General features: G+C 70.7%; 19 protein-coding genes. 11 read left to right on the top strand and 8 right to left on the bottom strand.

All coding sequences use genetic code 11. The annotated features are described in order from the left end of the window. Positions 1-72 precede the first annotated feature (72 nt). The 8 genes from ENE75_RS04440 (at position 73) to ENE75_RS04475 (ending at position 6,314) form a co-directional block, all read left to right on the top strand. Positions 73-1,335 (top strand): PEP-CTERM sorting domain-containing protein, encoded by a 1,263-nt coding sequence (locus ENE75_RS04440; RefSeq protein WP_128195983.1) that lies wholly within the window; start codon positions 73-75, stop codon positions 1,333-1,335. Positions 1,336-1,367: 32 nt separating this feature from the next. Continuing rightward, complete coding sequence (locus ENE75_RS04445) at positions 1,368-2,078, top strand: choice-of-anchor E domain-containing protein (RefSeq protein ID WP_128195985.1); 711 nt, start codon at positions 1,368-1,370, stop codon at positions 2,076-2,078. A 46-nt stretch (positions 2,079-2,124) separates the two neighbouring features. Continuing rightward, entirely contained in the window at positions 2,125-3,213 is a 1,089-nt protein-coding gene (locus ENE75_RS04450; protein WP_128195987.1) for an aldo/keto reductase, read from the top strand. Beyond that, positions 3,213-3,710 carry an aminoacyl-tRNA deacylase gene (locus ENE75_RS04455; RefSeq protein ID WP_128195990.1) on the top strand — a complete coding sequence of 166 codons (498 nt, stop codon included), beginning with the start codon at positions 3,213-3,215 and terminating at the stop codon, positions 3,708-3,710. The genes ENE75_RS04450 and ENE75_RS04455 overlap by 1 nt, the downstream gene beginning before the upstream one ends. A 12-nt stretch (positions 3,711-3,722) precedes the next feature. Continuing rightward, complete coding sequence (gene plsY, locus ENE75_RS04460; protein ID WP_128195993.1) at positions 3,723-4,394, top strand: glycerol-3-phosphate 1-O-acyltransferase PlsY; 672 nt, start codon at positions 3,723-3,725, stop codon at positions 4,392-4,394. Beyond that, positions 4,391-4,735: a RidA family protein gene (locus tag ENE75_RS04465; RefSeq protein WP_128195995.1), complete on the top strand. Its 345-nt coding sequence runs from the start codon at positions 4,391-4,393 to the stop codon at positions 4,733-4,735. Before plsY ends, ENE75_RS04465 begins: the two co-directional genes overlap by 4 nt. Before the next feature lie 10 nt (positions 4,736-4,745). Then, positions 4,746-5,117, top strand: coding sequence for a glutaredoxin family protein (locus ENE75_RS04470; RefSeq protein WP_128195997.1), 372 nt, complete (start codon positions 4,746-4,748; stop codon positions 5,115-5,117). 63 nt (positions 5,118-5,180) lie between these two features. After that, the gene (locus ENE75_RS04475) at positions 5,181-6,314 is read left to right on the top strand and encodes a hypothetical protein (protein WP_128196000.1); all 1,134 of its coding nucleotides are present in this window, start codon (positions 5,181-5,183) and stop codon (positions 6,312-6,314) included. Between the two features lie 24 nt (positions 6,315-6,338). On the opposite strand, the gene ENE75_RS04480 is transcribed toward ENE75_RS04475, so the two are convergent. Then, positions 6,339-6,962, bottom strand: coding sequence for an L-threonylcarbamoyladenylate synthase (locus ENE75_RS04480; RefSeq protein ID WP_128196002.1), 624 nt, complete (start codon positions 6,960-6,962; stop codon positions 6,339-6,341). Between the two features lie 92 nt (positions 6,963-7,054). Beyond that, positions 7,055-9,100 (bottom strand): sodium-translocating pyrophosphatase, encoded by a 2,046-nt coding sequence (locus ENE75_RS04485; protein WP_128196004.1) that lies wholly within the window; start codon positions 9,098-9,100, stop codon positions 7,055-7,057. 213 nt (positions 9,101-9,313) lie between these two features. On the opposite strand from ENE75_RS04485, the gene ppa reads away from it, so the two are divergent. Beyond that, positions 9,314-9,853: an inorganic diphosphatase gene (gene ppa, locus ENE75_RS04490; protein ID WP_128196006.1), complete on the top strand. Its 540-nt coding sequence runs from the start codon at positions 9,314-9,316 to the stop codon at positions 9,851-9,853. 25 nt (positions 9,854-9,878) lie between these two features. Here the strand turns inward: ppa and ENE75_RS04495 are convergent, their stop codons facing one another. Next, positions 9,879-10,994, bottom strand: a complete 1,116-nt coding sequence (locus ENE75_RS04495) for a GNAT family N-acetyltransferase (RefSeq protein ID WP_128196830.1) — start codon at positions 10,992-10,994, stop codon at positions 9,879-9,881. Between the two features lie 76 nt (positions 10,995-11,070). On the opposite strand from ENE75_RS04495, the gene ENE75_RS04500 reads away from it, so the two are divergent. Further along, positions 11,071-12,738 carry an NAD+ synthase gene (locus tag ENE75_RS04500; RefSeq protein WP_128196008.1) on the top strand — a complete coding sequence of 556 codons (1,668 nt, stop codon included), beginning with the start codon at positions 11,071-11,073 and terminating at the stop codon, positions 12,736-12,738. Between the two features lie 33 nt (positions 12,739-12,771). Then, positions 12,772-13,110, top strand: coding sequence for a P-II family nitrogen regulator (locus tag ENE75_RS04505; protein ID WP_128196010.1), 339 nt, complete (start codon positions 12,772-12,774; stop codon positions 13,108-13,110). 42 nt (positions 13,111-13,152) lie between these two features. Here the strand turns inward: ENE75_RS04505 and ENE75_RS04510 are convergent, their stop codons facing one another. From ENE75_RS04510 to ENE75_RS04530, 5 genes are read right to left on the bottom strand one after another with little or no spacing between them, the layout of a single operon-like run. Beyond that, positions 13,153-13,728 carry an LOG family protein gene (locus tag ENE75_RS04510; protein WP_128196012.1) on the bottom strand — a complete coding sequence of 192 codons (576 nt, stop codon included), beginning with the start codon at positions 13,726-13,728 and terminating at the stop codon, positions 13,153-13,155. Continuing rightward, a complete protein-coding gene (locus ENE75_RS04515) occupies positions 13,725-14,243 on the bottom strand; it encodes an RDD family protein (RefSeq protein WP_233258914.1) in 519 nt (172 codons plus the stop codon). Before ENE75_RS04515 ends, ENE75_RS04510 begins: the two co-directional genes overlap by 4 nt. Next, positions 14,240-14,971 (bottom strand): DUF3106 domain-containing protein, encoded by a 732-nt coding sequence (locus ENE75_RS04520; RefSeq protein WP_128196014.1) that lies wholly within the window; start codon positions 14,969-14,971, stop codon positions 14,240-14,242. Before ENE75_RS04520 ends, ENE75_RS04515 begins: the two co-directional genes overlap by 4 nt. Further along, positions 14,968-15,402 (bottom strand): DUF3619 family protein, encoded by a 435-nt coding sequence (locus ENE75_RS04525; RefSeq protein WP_233258915.1) that lies wholly within the window; start codon positions 15,400-15,402, stop codon positions 14,968-14,970. The genes ENE75_RS04520 and ENE75_RS04525 overlap by 4 nt, the downstream gene beginning before the upstream one ends. Next, entirely contained in the window at positions 15,399-15,959 is a 561-nt protein-coding gene (locus tag ENE75_RS04530) for an RNA polymerase sigma factor (RefSeq protein WP_128196016.1), read from the bottom strand. The genes ENE75_RS04525 and ENE75_RS04530 overlap by 4 nt, the downstream gene beginning before the upstream one ends. Positions 15,960-16,145 lie beyond the last annotated feature (186 nt).

The raw sequence follows: 16,145 nt of genomic DNA on the forward strand, positions 1-16,145 counted from the left end.
CCCCGTTTGCAACGCCTGGGGAACGCCTGGGCAGGTGAAATCCGGTCAACACATCACCGGAGAACGCCGCCCATGGCCACCGCCCCCGCTGCAGTCCGTTCGCGCTCTCGCCGACAGGCCGGTTCCGTTTGGGCGAGGCTCCTGCAGGCTGCCGTGCTGGCCGCCGGGTTGTACGGCCCAGTCGTCCAGGCTCAGGTCTCGGTGCCGATCGCGCTGCCGCCTGGAACCGACACCGCAGGCCTCATCCTGCCGTCGGCCATCGTGGTGCCACCGGCCGTGGGCAACCTGGTCAACCCGCTGGGTCTGATGCCGGGGTTCTACTCGTTGAACCTGGGTCAGTGCCTGGGTGCAGCTTTCGGCAACTGCACCGGAGCGTTCATGACGCACGCCGCGCCGATCGATGCCACGGGTGGGCTGCCGAAGGATCCCGCGGACACCATGGTGGATTGGGTCGGCGCAACCATTTCCTCGGCGATTTCGGGTGACGAGCCCGCAGCGCCGCGGCCCACGGACAAGACGATGCCTGGCTGGAGCCTGTTTCACGTGCAACTGCCCAACGCGTCCGGTGCCCCGTCGCCTCGCTTCCAGCAGGCGCTCTCCTTCGCCAAGCAGCCCGGCATCGAGATGCCACTGGCTCAGGTGTTTGGGGTCGATGTCGACGAACAGGGCTGGTTCGACATCACCGCCGACGCCCGGAGCCACTACTTCGGGCGAAGCGAGAACTACGACCGCCTGAGCGTGGGCTGGGGCTGGTCCGAAATCATTCCTTCGGCGCCGCCGATCTTCATGGCGAAACTGGACCTGCAAGCGCAGACGCTGGACCTGGGTGCTGGGCCGTCGGACGTCATCGTTTGGCAAGCCTTCGTGGCCGATGACTCCATCGGCAAGATGGGCGAATGGCGCATGGGCCTGGCCGCGGTGCGCCCGGACGACACCTCTTTCGTGTACGGCACCACGCAGCCGCTGGGCCAGGCCAGCATCCTGCAGCTGATGCTGCAGGAGATCCGCGACCACGTGGCCACCGAGGAGCCGGAGTTCGCGCGCCAGGCCTGGGCCACGTTCAACAGCCTGAGCCTGATGAAGCACGACGACTGGGAAGAGATGGCTCGGCGCATCGCCGGCGACCTGACCGAGGTGCTCGGCGGCAAGGAAAGCCAGCTGCTGACCGCGGACGGTGCCCTGCGCTTTCCCATCCGCAGCGACATCGCCGAGTTCATCCTGCCCGAGCCATTGCCTCCGGTGCCGGAGCCGTCCACCTGGATGACGCTGGCGGCCGGCCTGGCCAGTCTGGCTTGGGCTCGCCGGCGCCGGGCTGCCCCTGGCGCCACCGCCTGACCGATCCCTTCATCACCCTGGAGATCCCCAGCATGACCACCCGTACCCTCGCCGCCGCCCTGGCATGCGCCGCCACCCTGGCCCTGCCCACGCACGCCGCGGACCTCAGCTTCACGCAAGTCTTCACCGGCGCCGGCGGCGATGCCAGCTTCGGCGGCGGCGACGTCAGCACCGTGCTCACCGTGGGGCTGAACATCCCCTTCTTCGACCCGGCCTGGGGCACGCTGCAGCAGGTGTCGTTCGAGCTGTCGGGCTGGCGCGACCTGGACCTCACCTGCACGGCTGGCATCGAAGGCGCCACCGGCAGCTGCAACGCGCGCGTCGATGGACTCTTCAACCTCTACGTGCCGCAGGGCGGTGGCAGCTACACGCTGGCGCTGATCAATCCGCGCCAGGCCGTGCCCACGTTCTATACCCCGCGGCTGGAAACGACGCCGGCGATCAGCGACACGCTGTCCGCCTCGGACTCCGCCAGCGGCGGCATCACCGACCCCGCGCTGCTGGGCCTGTTCGTGCAGGACGGCGCGTCGGACCTGTACCTCCTGAGCTTCTACGGCAACGACGGCGGCGCCTTCGGCGACGGCGGTGGCGTGAGCTTCACGAAGATGCTGTGGGACGCCGACGCCACGGCCACCATCACCTACACCTTCCTGCCCGCGGTGCCCGAGCCCGGCACGCTGGCGCTGATGGCCGGCGGGCTGGCGGCCGTGGCCTGGCGCCGCCGCCAGCAGCCGGCGCGCTGACGCCCTGCGGCCCGGGCGACGGGCCGGCTGCGGCACACTCGCGGCCATGACGACGAACATCCCGAGTCTGGCCGACGCCCGGGTCACCCTGGGCGACAGCGGACTGCAGGTCTGCCCGATCTGCCTGGGCACCATGACCTTCGGCGAGCAGGTGGACGAAGCCGAGGCCCACCGCATCCTCGACCGTGCCGTGGACCGCGGCGTGAACTTCCTCGACGCCGCCGAGATGTACCCGGTGCCGCCGCGCCGCGAGACGGTGGGCGAGACCGAGCGCATCCTGGGCCGCTGGTTCGCCGCCGACCCGACACGCCGCCAACGCGTGGTGCTGGCCACCAAGGTGGCCGGCCCGGCGCGCGGCATGGACTGGATCCGCGACGGCGCGCCGGATCTGAAGCCCGAGCACATCCGCGCCGCCTGCGACGCCAGCCTGCAACGGCTGCGGACCGACGTCATCGACCTCTACCAGATCCACTGGCCCAACCGCAACGCGCCGGCCTTCGGCAACCTGTACTTCGACCCGACCAAGGACCAGCCGCAGACCCCCATCGACGGGCAGCTCCAGGCGCTGGGCGACCTGGTGCAGGCAGGCAAGGTGCACGCGATCGGCCTGAGCAACGAGACGCCCTGGGGCCTGATGAGCTTCCTGCGCCGCGCCGAGGCGCTGGGCCTGCCGCGGGTGGTGTCGGTGCAGAACCCGTATGCGCTGGTCAACCGCGTGGTCGACAACGGCCTGGACGAGGTCTTGCACCGCGAGGGCGTGTCGCTGCTGGCCTACTCGCCGCTGGGCTTCGGGTCGTTGACGGGCAAGTACGACGCCGCCGGTGCCGACCCGGCGCAGCCGGGCCTGGGCCGCCTGGCGCGCTTCGAGCGCATGCGCCAGCAGCGCTGGGCGCGGCCGGAGACGCTGGCCGCCGCCCGCGAGTACAACGCACTCGCCCGGCGCCATGGCCTGACGCCCACCCAGCTTGCACTGGCCTTCTGCTACCGCAACTGGCGCGTGGCCAGCACCATCATCGGCGTCACCACGCTGTCGCAGCTGGACGAGGACCTCGATGCCTGGCCGGTCGCCCTGCCGGCCGACCTGCTGGCCGAGGTCGACGCCATCCGGTGGCGCCTGCGCGACCCGGCGCAGTGATGGCGAAGAAGGGCATCCACGTCAGCGAGACGCCGGCCACGGCATGGCTGCGCGCGCACGGCGTGGCCTTCACCGAGCACCCCTACGAGTACGTGGACCACGGCGGCACGGCGGAGTCGGCGCGCCAGCTCGGGCTGCCGGAGCACCAGGTGGTGAAGACGCTGGTGATGCAGGACGAGAAGGCGCGGCCGCTGGTGGTGCTGATGCATGGCGACCGCCAGGTCAGCACCAAGAACCTGGCCCGCCAGATCGGCGCCAAGAGCGTCGAGCCCTGCACGCCCGAGGTGGCGCAGCGCCACAGCGGCTATCAGGTCGGCGGCACGTCGCCCTTCGGCCTGCGCAAGCCGATGCCGGTGTACGTGGAGGACTCGGTGCTCGCGCTGCCCCGCATCGTGATCAACGGCGGCCGGCGCGGTTACCTGGTGGGGCTGTCGCCCGTGGTGCTGCGCGACGTGCTCGGGGCCCGACCGGTGCAGTGTGCGCTGGCGGCCTCCTAGAATCGCGGCTCGATGGAATTCCTCGCTCCCCTGCTGGCCGTGCTGGCCGCCTACCTAGTCGGCTCGCTGTCGTTCGCCGTCATCGTCAGCCGCTCGATGGGCCTGGCCGACCCGCGCAGCTACGGCTCGAAGAACCCCGGCGCCACCAACGTGCTGCGCTCGGGCAACAAGGCCGCGGCGCTGCTGACGCTGGCCTTCGACGCGCTCAAGGGCTTCGCGCCGGTGTGGCTGGTGCTGGCCTTCGGGCCACGGTTTGGTCTCGGCGAATGGAGCGTGGCCTTCGTCGGCCTGGCGGCCTTCCTGGGCCACCTGTGGCCGGTGTTCTTCCGCTTCCAGGGCGGCAAGGGCGTGGCCACCGCCGCGGGCGTGCTGATCGCGCTGGCGCCCGGCCTGGGGCTGGCCACGCTGGCCAGCTGGGTGATCATTGCCGCCTTCTTCCGCTATTCGTCGCTGGCGTCCATCGTCGCCGCGCTGTTCGCCCCGTTCTACCAGCTGCTGATCTGGGGCGTGGCGCCGGCGCTGGCCTGCATCGTGCCGATGAGCCTGCTGCTGGTCTGGCGCCACGAAGGCAACATCCGCAAGCTGCTCGCGGGTACGGAATCCCGGCTTGGCCAGAAAGCCGAAGCCACCGCGCCCGCCCGGCCTGCGGCCGGACACCACACCAAGAAGGGACACCACCGATGATCCAGCGATTCGACGTCGGCCGCCGCATGTCGGAGATGGCCGTCCACAACGGCGTGGCCTACCTGGCCGGGCAGGTGGCCGAAGACGCCTCGGCCGACATCGCCGGCCAGACCCGCCAGGTGCTGGCGGCGGTGGACGCCCTGCTGGCCCGCGCCGGCACCGACAAGACCCGCATCCTGCGGGCGCAGATCTACCTCGCCGACCTGGCCGACTTCGACGCCATGAACGCCGTCTGGGAAGCCTGGGTGGTCGAGGGCCACACGCCACCGCGCGCCACCGTGCAGGCGGCGCTGGCCAAGCCCGGCTGGAAGATCGAGGTCGTGGTCACGGCGGCGGTCTGAGCGCGACGGCATGAACGTCTCGCGGCGCTCGCTGTTCGGCCTCGTCCTGCTGATCCTGGCCATCAGCGTCGCGAGCCAGTGGTGGGGCCACCGGCAGGAGGCGCAGGTCGGCGAGCGGCTGGCCGCACTGGTGCGCCCCGGTGATCTGAAGATGATCGCCTCGGACACCTGCGGCATCTGCAGCGTGGCCCGCACCTGGCTGCGCGACCATGGCGTGGCCTTCGAGGAGTGCTCGATCGAGCGCGACGCCGCCTGCCGCGCCGAGTTCGAGGCGCTGCGCGCTGCCGGCACCCCGGTCTTCGTCGTGGCGGGGCAGCAGGCGTCGCTGGGGTTCAGCCCGTCACGGCTGCTGGCCCAGGTGCGCGCCCTGCGCAGCGGCTGACGCCCCCGCCCAGGAGCGGCTCCATCACCTCAAGTTGGCAGCCCGTCGGTCGATACCGTCGGGATGTCCCCCCGACGCCTTACTACCCTCGCCACCGTGCTGGCCCTGCAGCTGGTGACGGCCTGCGGCGGCGGCGGTGGCGGCGCCGACGTTGCTGACCAGCCGGGCACATCACCGGTGACCGCCACCCCGACGGCCCCTGTGTCGGCCGGCGGCGGCGGGGTCGGCGCGCCGGCATCGCCAGTCGAGCCCGCCCCGCCAACCGTGCCCACGGGGCCGGACCTGGGCGCGCGCACGGCAGCGGTGCTGGCCACGGTGGCCGACGCGGACAACGCCTGCGGCGCCATCCGGCCGTTCTACTGGGAGATCGGCGACCACAGCGGTCGCGCCGTAGGCGGTAGCGTGGGGTCCACGCCCGCCGGTGCGCGCATCCGCGAGACGACGACCATGCGCTACGCGTCGGCGACCAAGTGGCTCTATGCCGCCTACGTGGCGCAACTGCGCGGCGGCGTGCTCCAGCCCTGGGATGCACGCATGCTGTCGATGCGCTCCGGGTATGTGGACTTCGCGGGCTGCCGTGCGTCGCAGACGGTGGACGGCTGCCTGGCTTGGCAGGACAACGACCGCCAGACGCCTGCGGCCGACGGCGCCTTCTACTACGGTGGCGGCCACATGCAGAAACACGCCAGCCTGATCGGGCTGGGGGAACTCGACGCCGCCGGCCTGGCGTCGGCCTGGCGGGCCGTGCTGGGCGAGGACCTGTCCATCGGCATGCTGCAGGCCCGGCCCGGCGGCGGCGCCATGGGCACACCGGCCACCTATGCCGCCTTCCTGCGCAAGCTGCTGAGCGGTGAGTTGGCGCTCGGGACGATGCTGGGCGACAACGCCGTCTGTGCCAGCGTCGGAGGCTGCGCAGCCGGTGAGGCGCTTTACTCGCCGGCACCGGCGCGCGAGACCTGGCACTACGGCTATGGCCACTGGATCGAGGACGACGCCGCCACCGGCGACGGCGCCTTCAGCAGCGCCGGTGCCTTCGGGTTCTATCCCTGGATCGACGCCGGGCGCACGCAGTACGGCATCGTCGCGCGCGAGGTGGCCAACAGCACCGGAGACGACGAAGGCATCGGCGCCGGCGAGGCGTCGGCGCGCTGCGGGCGGCTCATCCGCCGTGCCTGGGCCAGCGGCGTCGCCGCCTGACGCGCCCGGCGCCGGAAGGACGGCTCAGAGCCCCAGGCGCGCCGGGTCGCCGCGGCCCTGGCGCACGAGCACGGGCTCGTCGCCGCTGAGATCGACCACCGTGGTCGGCTGCAGCGGGCAGGCGCCGGCGTCCACCACCGCTTGTAGCCGTTTCTCGAAGCGGTCGCGGATGTCATGCGGGTCGTTCAGCGCCTCGGTCTCGCCGGGCGGGATCAGCGTGGTGGCCAGCAGCGGCGCACCGAAGACCTCCAGCAGGGCCTGGGTGACGGCATGGTCGGGCACACGCAGGCCGATGGTGCGTCGCGACGGGTGCGACAGTCGGCGCGGCACCTCCTTGGTGGCTTCCAGGATGAAGGTGAACGGGCCCGGCGTGCCCTGCTTGAGCAGCCGGAACTGCCGGTTGTCCACGCGCGCGTAGCTGGCCAGTTCAGACAGGTCGCGGCAGATCAGCGTGAGGTGGTGCTTGTCGTCCACCTCGCGCAGCCGGCGCAGCTGCTCGGCCGCGGCCTTGTCGTCCAGGTGGCAGACCAGGGCGTAGCTGGAATCGGTGGGGATGGCCACCACGCCGCCACCGTGCAGGATCTGCGCCGCCTGCTTCAGCAGCCGCGGCTGCGGGTTCTGCGGGTGCACCTCGAAGTACTGGGACATGGCGCGATTGTCGCGCTGCCCCGGCGGCAAAGGAAACGGCCCGCCGAGGCGGGCCGTCTCGCGCACCGGCCTGAGTGCCGGTGCAGCGTTGATCACAGCAGCGGCACGATCAGCAGCGCCACGATGTTGATGATCTTGATCAGCGGGTTCACGGCCGGGCCGGCGGTGTCCTTGTAGGGGTCACCCACGGTGTCGCCCGTGACCGCGGCCTTGTGGGCCTCGCTGCCCTTGCCGCCGTGGTGGCCGTCCTCGATGTACTTCTTGGCGTTGTCCCAGGCGCCGCCGCCGGTGCACATCGAGATGGCCACGAACAGGCCGGTGACGATGGTGCCCATCAGCAGCCCGCCCAGGGCCTCCGCGCCCAGGGTCAGGCCGACCACGATGGGCACGATCACCGGCAGCAGCGACGGGATCATCATTTCCTTGATCGCCGCCGTGGTCAGCATGTCCACGGCCCGGCCGTACTCCGGCTTCGCCGTGCCTTCCATGATGCCCTTGATCTCGCGGAACTGGCGGCGCACCTCCTCCACCACGGCACCGGCGGCGCGGCCCACGGCTTCCATCGCCATGGCGCCGAACAGGTAGGGGATCAGGCCGCCGATGAACAGGCCGATGATGACCTTCGGGCTGCTCAGGTCGAAGCTCACGCCGGTGATGCCGGCGGCTTCCAGCGAGTGCGTGTAATCGGCGAACAGCACCAGCGCGGCCAGGCCGGCCGAGCCGATGGCGTAGCCCTTGGTCACGGCCTTGGTGGTGTTGCCCACCGCGTCCAGCGGATCGGTGATGTCGCGCACCGACGACGGCAGTTCCGCCATTTCGGCGATGCCGCCGGCGTTGTCTGTGATCGGGCCGTAGGCGTCCAGGGCCACCACGATGCCAGCCATGCTGAGCATGGCGGTGGCGGCAATCGCGATGCCATACAGGCCGGCCAGCGCGTAGGCCGAGAGGATGGCGGCGCAAACGAAGAGCACCGGCCAGGCGGTGGACTTCATGCTGATGCCGATGCCGGCGATGATGTTGGTGGCATGGCCGGTGGTGGAGGCCTGCGCCACGTGCTGCACCGGCTTGTACTGGGTGCCGGTGTAGTACTCGGTGATCCACACCAGGGCCGCGGTCAGCACCAGGCCCACCGCCGCCGACAGCCACAGCGCCATCGCGCCCACCGGGCCCTTGCCGCTGATCTCCACGGCTTCCGGGAACAGCATCGTGGTCACCGGGTAGAAGGCGATCAGCGATAGAACGCCGGCGATGGCCAGGCCCTTATACAGCGCCGGCATCACGTTCTTCATCCCCGGGCTGGCCTTGACGAAGGCGCAGCCGATGATGGACGCGATGATGGACACGCCGCCCAGCAGCAGCGGGTAGATCACCGCCGCGCCGCCGGCCTTGACCATCAGCGCACCCAGCGCCATGGTGGCGATCAGCGTCACCGCGTAGGTCTCGAACAGGTCGGCGGCCATGCCGGCGCAGTCGCCGACGTTGTCGCCCACGTTGTCGGCGATCACGGCCGGGTTGCGCGGGTCGTCCTCGGGGATGCCGGCCTCGACCTTGCCCACCAGGTCGGCGCCGACGTCGGCGCCCTTGGTGAAGATGCCGCCGCCCAGTCGCGCGAAGATGGAGATCAGGCTGGACCCGAAGGCCAGGCCCAGCAGCGGCTTGAGCGTGGCCGCATCAGGCGTGGCCAGACCGCCGATGGCCATGAAAAAGCCACCCACGCCCAGCAGGCCCAGGCCCACCACCAGCATGCCGGTGATGGCGCCGCCCTTGAAGGCGATGTCCAGCGCCGGGCCGATGCCCTTGGTGGCGGCCTGCGCCGTGCGCACGTTGGCGCGCACCGAGACGTTCATGCCGATGAAGCCGCAGGCGCCGGACAGCACCGCACCAACGACGAATCCGATGGCCGTCGACATGCCCAGGAACACGGCGATCAGCACCGCCAGGATCACGCCCACGATGGCGATCGTCTTGTACTGCCGCGCCAGGTAGGCCGCAGCACCCTGCTGCACCGCCCCGGCGATTTCCTGCATGCGCGCGTTGCCGGCGTCCTGGGCCAGGATCCAGCCTCGCTGGACAAAGCCGTAGATTACCGCGGCAACGCCGCATCCCAGCGCTATGTAGAGCGCCATCTCGATGGACATGAAGACCTCTCCTTCCTCTGCTCGGATGAATGTCTGGAACGGGTACCCCTCCTCCGGGAGGGTCGCGGGGCATGCTACGGGACGACTCCAGCGCCCCGGCAGGGGGTTTTCCTGCGCCTCCCCTGTGCGGGCGTCAGGCCGGCGACAGTGCGCTCAGTAGAATCCCGCATTCCCGTCGGTACACCGAACGAACGCTCGAACGAAAGAACGGCCATGAGTCTGCACAACGTGACCCCGGGCGCAACTGCGCCAGATCAGTTCAACGTGATCATCGAGATCCCGATGAACGCCGACCCCATCAAGTACGAGGTCGACGAGGAGTCCGGCGCGCTGTTCGTGGACCGTTTCATGGCCACGTCGATGCACTACCCGTGCAACTACGGCTACATCCCGCAGACGCTGGCCGACGACGGCGACCCGGTGGACGTGCTGGTGATCACGCCGGTGCCGTTGATTCCGGGCGTGGTGGTCACGTGCCGGCCCATCGGCGTGCTGAAGATGGACGACGAGGCCGGCGGTGACAACAAGTTGCTGGCCGTGCCGGTGGACAAGATCCTGTCGATCTACTCGCAGTGGCAGAAGCCGGAGGACCTCAACCCGATGCGGCTGAAGACCATCCAGCACTTCTTCGAGCACTACAAGGACCTGGAGCCCGGCAAGTGGGTCAAGGTCATCGGCTGGGAAGGCCCGGAATCGGCGCGCCAGGAAGTGCGCACCGGCATGGCCAACTGGCAGGCCACGCACAAGGCCTGACCGGCCGCGCCCGGCCGGCCGGCCCTCAGGCGCCGGCCTTGAACGGCGAACGCGTCTGCAGTTCGCCCACGTAGTCGGCCACGCCCGCGCGCTCCTGATCCAGGAAATCGGCCACCGCGTCGGCAAAGCGTGGGTGCGCCAGCCAGTGCGCCGAATGCGTGCGCACCGGCATCAGCCCGCGCGCCATCTTGTGTTCGCCCTGGGCGCCACCCTCGAAGCGCTGGTACCCGTGGGCCAGGCACCAGGCCAGCGGCTGGTAGTAGCAGGCCTCGAAGTGCAGACAGGGCACGTGCTCCAGCGCGCCCCAGTAGCGGCCCCACGCGCCGCCGCGCTCCGAATCCACGGCCACCAGCGAGGCGGCGATGCGCCGGCCCTCACGTGTGGCGACGAACATCACCCAGTGCTGCGGCATCGTCGCCGCCATGCGGGCGAAGAAGTCGCGCGTGAGGTAGGGCGACGAATGGTGCTCGGCGTAGGTCTGCGCGTAGCAACGGTGGAAGAAGTCCCACAACGCCTCGTCGATGGCCGCACCTTCGTGGACCTCGAACACCACATCGGCCTCGGCCACACGCCGCCGCTCCTGCTGGATCTTCTTGCGCTTCTCGCGCTGCAGGCGCGCCAGCAGCGTGTCGAAGTCCGGCGCCGGGTCGGCGGCGTCCTGCATCCAGTGGAACTGCACGCCCTCGCGCATCAGCCAGCCGGCCGCGGCCAGCGCGGCGCGGTCGGCCTCGTCCGGATAGAGAAGGTGCAGTGACGACACGCCCGATTCCTTCGCCAACTGCACCAAGCCGTGAGCAAGGGCGGTACGTGCGGCGTCGTCGGCAGCCAGCAGGCGGCTGCCCGGCACCGGCGTGAACGGCACCGCCGCCAGGAGCTTGGGGTAGTAGGCCAGCCCATGGCGCCGGTAGGCGTCGGCCCAGGCCCAGTCGAACACGTACTCGCCGTACGAATGGTGCTTCAGGTAGAGCGCGCAGGCGCCCACGGTCTCGCCGCCGCGCTGCATGTCGACGAAGCGCGGCGTCCAGCCGGTCTCGGCCACGGCGCTGCCGGATTCATGCAGCGCAGCTAGGTAGGCATGGCGCATGAACGGCGTCGGCGACGCCTGCCGCTCGAGCAGCGCATCCCAGCGTTCAGCGGGGATCACCCGCGGGTCATCGTGGACCCGGATGACATAATCCTCGGCAGTGATTTCAACCCCCGCGTCGTTGGTGCCGCCGGTGCAAACAGTCCTCAAGATCGCCCTGGCCCAGCTGAATGCGACCGTCGGTGATCTCGCCGGCAACGGCCGCCTGGTGGCCGCCGCCGCGCGTGAGGCACACGCCCAGGGCGCCCGCCTGGTGGTGGCCCCGGAGCTGATGCTCTGCGGCTATCCGCCCGAGGACCTGCTGCTGCGGCCCTCGTTCATGGCCGCCAGCGCAAAGGCGCTGGATGACCTGGCGGCCGACCTGGCCGACTGCGACGGGCTGCATGTGGTGGTGGGCCATCCGGTGCTCTGGGGAGACGGCGATGTTAGGTCGCGCTCGCATGCCGTGCAGCGCCGCTTCAACGCGGCCTCGGTGCTGGCCAGGGGAAAGGTGCAGGCCACCTACTGCAAGCGCGAACTGCCCAACTACCAGGTCTTCGACGAGCGCCGGTACTTTGTGTCCGGCCGCGAGGCCGGACAGGGCCCGGTGGTGGTCGACATCGACGGCCTGCGCGTGGGCCTGATGATCTGCGAGGACGCCTGGTTCGACGAGCCGGCTGCCCTCGCCCGCGACGCCGGCGCCCAGGTGCTCTGCGTGCTCAACGCCTCGCCGTTCCACCTGGAGAAGGCGGTGGACCGCGAGGCCCGCATGGCCGAGCGCGCGCGGACCGTCGGCTTGCCGCTGCTCTACAGCCACCTCGTGGGTGGGCAGGACGAAGTGGTCTTCGACGGCGCCTCCTTCGCCGTCGATGCCACAGGCGTGGTGCGGGCGCGGGCGGCCAGCTTCGAGCCGGCGCTGCTGGTCTGCGACGTGGATGCGACCGGCGGCGTGGCCGGCCCGTTGGCGCCGCTGCCGTCGCCGGAGTCACAGGTCTGGTCGGCGCTGGTGACCGGCGTACGCGACTACCTGGGCAAGAACGGCTTCCCGGGCGCCATCATCGGGCTGTCGGGCGGCATCGACTCGGCCCTGGTGCTCGCCGTCGCCGTCGACGCGCTGGGCGCCGACAAGGTGCGCGCGGTGATGATGCCTTCGCCCTACACGGCCGACATCTCCTGGATCGACGCGCGGGACATGGCCGAACGCCTGGGCGTGCGCTACGACGAGATCGCCATCGCGCCGATGTTCGACGCCTTCCGCGCCGGGCTGGCCGACCAGTTCGCCGGCCTGCCCGAGGACACCACCGAGGAGAACCTGCAGGCGCGCATCCGCGGCACGCTGCTGATGGCGCTGTCCAACAAGACTGGTGCCATCGTGCTGACCACCGGCAACAAGAGTGAGATGGCCACCGGCTACTGCACCCTCTACGGCGACATGGCCGGCGGCTTCGCGGTCATCAAGGACGTGGCCAAGACCCTGGTCTACCGCCTGGCCGAGTGGCGCAACGCGCAGGGCGCGGAGGTGATCCCGCGGCGCATCATCACCCGGCCACCGTCGGCCGAACTGCGGCCCGACCAGACCGACCAGGACAGCCTGCCGCCCTACGAGGTGCTCGACGCCATCCTGGCGCGCTACATGGAAGAGGACCAGGGCGTCGACGAGATCGTGGCGGCCGGCTTCGAGCGCTCCACCGTGGAGCGCGTGGCCCGGCTGATTCGCGTCAACGAGTACAAGCGGCGTCAGGCACCGGTGGGCATCCGCATCACCCACCGGGCCTTCGGGCGCGACTGGCGCTACCCCATCACGTCGAGGTTCCGTGCTTAAATCGGTTCGATTCGACGTAACCGGGAGACCGCGATGAAACAGATCACCGCCATCATCAAACCCTTCAAGCTCGAGGAGGTCCGCGAGGCGCTGGGCGAACTCGGCGTGTCGGGCCTGACCGTCACCGAGGTCAAGGGTTTCGGCCGTCAGAAGGGCCACACCGAGCTCTACCGCGGTGCCGAATACGTGGTCGACTTCCTGCCCAAGGTGAAGGTCGAGGTGGTCGTCAAGGACGGTGACCTCGAGCGCTGCATCGACGCTGTGGTCCGCGCCGCCAAGACCGGCAAGATCGGCGACGGCAAGATCTTCGTGACCCCGGTCGATCAGGTCATCCGCATCCGCACCGGCGAGACCGACGAGTCGGCCATCTGAGCGGAACGCCGCGAGCGCGGTCGGCGGAGACCGCCGCCGGCCTCAGATGCGGCTGTAGTCGTCCGGTGCCGTGGCCCGCACGGCCGCGTCGGCCAGGCGCTGCAGCAGCCGCGCCGGGTCGGTGTCCACCAGCACGGCGTTGCGCTGCGCCTCGTCCAGGAAGCCCTGCGCCACGCAGTGGCCCATGAAGGCCAGCAGCTGATCGTAGAAGCCCGCCACGTTGAGCAGGCCGATGGGTTTGTCGTGGTAGCCCAGCTGGCGCCAGGTCCAGACCTCGTAGAGTTCCTCCAGCGTGCCGATGCCGCCGGGCAGGGCGACGAAGGCGTCGGCACGCTCGGCCATCATGCGCTTGCGCACGTGCATGTCCGGCACCACGTGCTGTTCGCTGAGCGCCGTGTGGCCCACCTCGCGCTGCACCAGGGCCTGCGGGATGACACCCACCACCGGCGCACCCGCGGCCAGCGCGGCATCGGCCACGATGCCCATCAGGCCGACGTTGCCGCCACCGTAGACAAGGCCGTGGCCACCCTGCCCGAGCAGCGTGCCGAGGGCGCGCGCGGCGTCGGCATAGGCGGGCAGCACGCCGGCGCGCGAGCCGCAGTAGACGCAGAGGTTCATGTTGCCGGATTCTGCCCCGGCGCGGACGAGCGCCAGCGTTCCAGCCGCGTGCCGCACAACAGGTCGTGCAGGGTCTGGCGGGTCGGCGTCAGGCGGGCGATCAGCGCGTAGACGGCCACGTTGAGCGCCAGGGCCAGCGCGATGGCGCCGCCATCGTGCCGGCCGGACAGCCCGGCGGCGGCCAGGCCGGGCAGGAACCACAGCCAGCTCGCCACGTAGCGGGCGAAGGCGCGCGCCTGGCTCAGCGGCTGGCCGTCGCGGGTCATCACGCGCAGCTGCCAGGTCTTCATCGCCAGCGTCTGCCGGCCCTGGGCCCAGAACCAGGTGAAGTAGATGCCGATGACCACGAACATGAACGCCTGCAGGCCGGCCGTGCCGACCAGCGCGTGGCGCTGCTGCGTGAGGCTGGAGTACAGGTAGCCGGTGATCATGACCACGCCGAAAAGCAGCAGCCCTTCATAGAGCATGCAGGCCAGCCGGCGCCAGACGCCGGGAGCCTCGGGCGCGCCACTCACCGCTGGGCCTTGCCGCTGGCCGCCTTGGGTGCCGATGCCGGCCGCGGCGCGACCGAGGCCGCCTGCGGGCCGCGGCGCGGTTGCAGCGTTGCCGGGTCGACGAAGGACGGCGTGGCGGCGATCTTGGGCACGCCGGGCTGCTGGTGCATCGGCGCCTCGTCGCCCGAACGGGCGAGCGGCCGGGTCGTGGCGCCGGCACGCGCAGCCGCCGCCGTGGGCGTGGCGGCGCGGGGCGGCTGCGGCGCCGGTCGCACCGGTTCGAGCACGTTGCGCTTCTGGTCGGCGGGCGCGGCGGCGTTCCGGTCGCGGGCGGCGGCTTCGAGCTTCCAGCGTTCGGCCAGCACGCGGCGCGCCTGCGGGTCCAGGCTCTGGTAGGCCTCCCAGCGTTCGCGACGGGCCTCGGCCGACCAGCGTCCGGCCTCCTGGAACTGCAACCGGGCCTGGCCTCGGGCCTCCGGCGACATCGCCGACCAGTCGCGCATGCGCTGCTGGGCGCGCTGCTGTTCTTCGGGCGACATGCCGCGCCAGCGGTCGGCCAGTTCCAGCCACATCGTGCGTTCGGTGCCCGGCAGCGACGACCACCCGGCCTGCAGCGGGGTCAGCGCGCGACGCTGGGTGGGGCTGAGGTCCTGCCAGTCCTGCGCCACCACCGCCGATGTCGCGAGGCCCAGCACCGCCGCGAGGACGGCGCCGTGCCAGGTCCGGCGGGCAGCCGCGCGGCCGGTCATGGCTGCTGCAGCTTCAAGAACGCGGCGAAGCCTGGGTCGGCGTAGGCTGCCGGCGGGAGTTCGTCGGCCAGCAGTGCGCTGTCGATCTGCGCCGCCACCGCGGCAGCGTCGCGCTCGTGGCGCAGCTGCACCAGCAGCACGCCGACGGCCACGGCGGCCATCGGAAGCAGCCAGCCCAGCCTCGGCCACCACCCAGAGGTGCCCAGGCGGCCCAGGACGGCAGCGCCGCCGGCGCCGAGCGACACGTTGCCGGCTGCCGGCGCGGCGGCGCGGCGTGCCAGCGCCTGCTCGCGGGCGAAGCGCAGGCGGCTCTCCACGTCGGCAGGCAGCGCGTCCAGCGCCGGGTTCAGCGCGGCGGCCAAGCGGCTGCCCAGGCGGGCTTCGAGCTGGCCCTGGACCGCGGGGTCGATGGGGGTACGGTGAATGTTCACGGTGCAATGCCCTTGTCGCGCAAGGCCTTGGCCAACGCATGCACGGCCCGGGAGCAGTGCGTCTTCACGCTGCCCTCCGAGCACCCCATGGCGGCGGCCGTTTCAGCCACGTCAAATTCTTCCCAATAACGTAACAGGAAGGCCTCGCGTTGACGGCCGGGAAGATCGGCGATCGCGGCTTCGATCACGGCCATCACCTGCTGGCGCGAAACGCTGTCGGCAGCGCTTTCGGCGCCCAGCGTCCCGTCCATCGACACCAGGGCCTCGAGCAGGTCAAAGTCGCCGTCCGGACCCTCGAAATCGCCCAGGTTGACGATGGCGGCGTTGCGCACCTTCTGGCGGCGGAACCAGTCCAGCGTGGCGTTGGACAGGATGCGCTGGAAGATCAGCGGCAGTTCGGCCGCAGGGCGGTCGCCGTACTTCTCGGCCAGGCGGATCATCGCGTCCTGCACGATGTCCAGCGCCGCGTGGTCGTCGCGCACGGCGTAGGCCGTTCGCTTGAAGGCGCGCTTCTCGACGCTCTGCAGGAAGTCGGACAGTTCTTGTTCGGTGGCCAACGGGGCGGGGCACCGCGACGGGCACCTTGCTGGGCGACGCGTTGCATTATTGCATCGGCCCCGAAGCGGCAATGCCATAATGCTGCTTCGCACAACGCAGTATCTGGGTCTCGATCCGGTGGCCGACCCGGCGCCGGCTTTTGACCGCGCAGGCCGCGAATCCGCCTCACGAGGGCGCGAGGAGCG

The organism is Rubrivivax albus (assembly GCF_004016515.1).
In the GTDB taxonomy this organism is placed as follows: domain Bacteria; phylum Pseudomonadota; class Gammaproteobacteria; order Burkholderiales; family Burkholderiaceae_C; genus Rubrivivax; species Rubrivivax albus.

Bases quoted from the DNA above. Each gene is read 5' to 3' on its own strand.
- ENE75_RS04440 (WP_128195983.1), top strand. From the start codon at position 73: ATGGCCACCGCCCCCGCTGCAGTCCGTTCGCGCTCTCGCCGACAGGCC.
- ENE75_RS04445 (WP_128195985.1), top strand. From the start codon at position 1,368: ATGACCACCCGTACCCTCGCCGCCGCCCTGGCATGCGCCGCCACCCTG.
- ENE75_RS04450 (WP_128195987.1), top strand. From the start codon at position 2,125: ATGACGACGAACATCCCGAGTCTGGCCGACGCCCGGGTCACCCTGGGC.
- ENE75_RS04455 (WP_128195990.1), top strand. From the start codon at position 3,213: ATGGCGAAGAAGGGCATCCACGTCAGCGAGACGCCGGCCACGGCATGG.
- plsY (WP_128195993.1), top strand. From the start codon at position 3,723: ATGGAATTCCTCGCTCCCCTGCTGGCCGTGCTGGCCGCCTACCTAGTC.
- ENE75_RS04465 (WP_128195995.1), top strand. From the start codon at position 4,391: ATGATCCAGCGATTCGACGTCGGCCGCCGCATGTCGGAGATGGCCGTC.
- ENE75_RS04470 (WP_128195997.1), top strand. From the start codon at position 4,746: ATGAACGTCTCGCGGCGCTCGCTGTTCGGCCTCGTCCTGCTGATCCTG.
- ENE75_RS04475 (WP_128196000.1), top strand. From the start codon at position 5,181: ATGTCCCCCCGACGCCTTACTACCCTCGCCACCGTGCTGGCCCTGCAG.
- ENE75_RS04480 (WP_128196002.1), bottom strand. From the start codon at position 6,962: ATGTCCCAGTACTTCGAGGTGCACCCGCAGAACCCGCAGCCGCGGCTG.
- ENE75_RS04485 (WP_128196004.1), bottom strand. From the start codon at position 9,100: ATGTCCATCGAGATGGCGCTCTACATAGCGCTGGGATGCGGCGTTGCC.
- ppa (WP_128196006.1), top strand. From the start codon at position 9,314: ATGAGTCTGCACAACGTGACCCCGGGCGCAACTGCGCCAGATCAGTTC.
- ENE75_RS04505 (WP_128196010.1), top strand. From the start codon at position 12,772: ATGAAACAGATCACCGCCATCATCAAACCCTTCAAGCTCGAGGAGGTC.
- ENE75_RS04510 (WP_128196012.1), bottom strand. From the start codon at position 13,728: ATGAACCTCTGCGTCTACTGCGGCTCGCGCGCCGGCGTGCTGCCCGCC.
- ENE75_RS04520 (WP_128196014.1), bottom strand. From the start codon at position 14,971: ATGACCGGCCGCGCGGCTGCCCGCCGGACCTGGCACGGCGCCGTCCTC.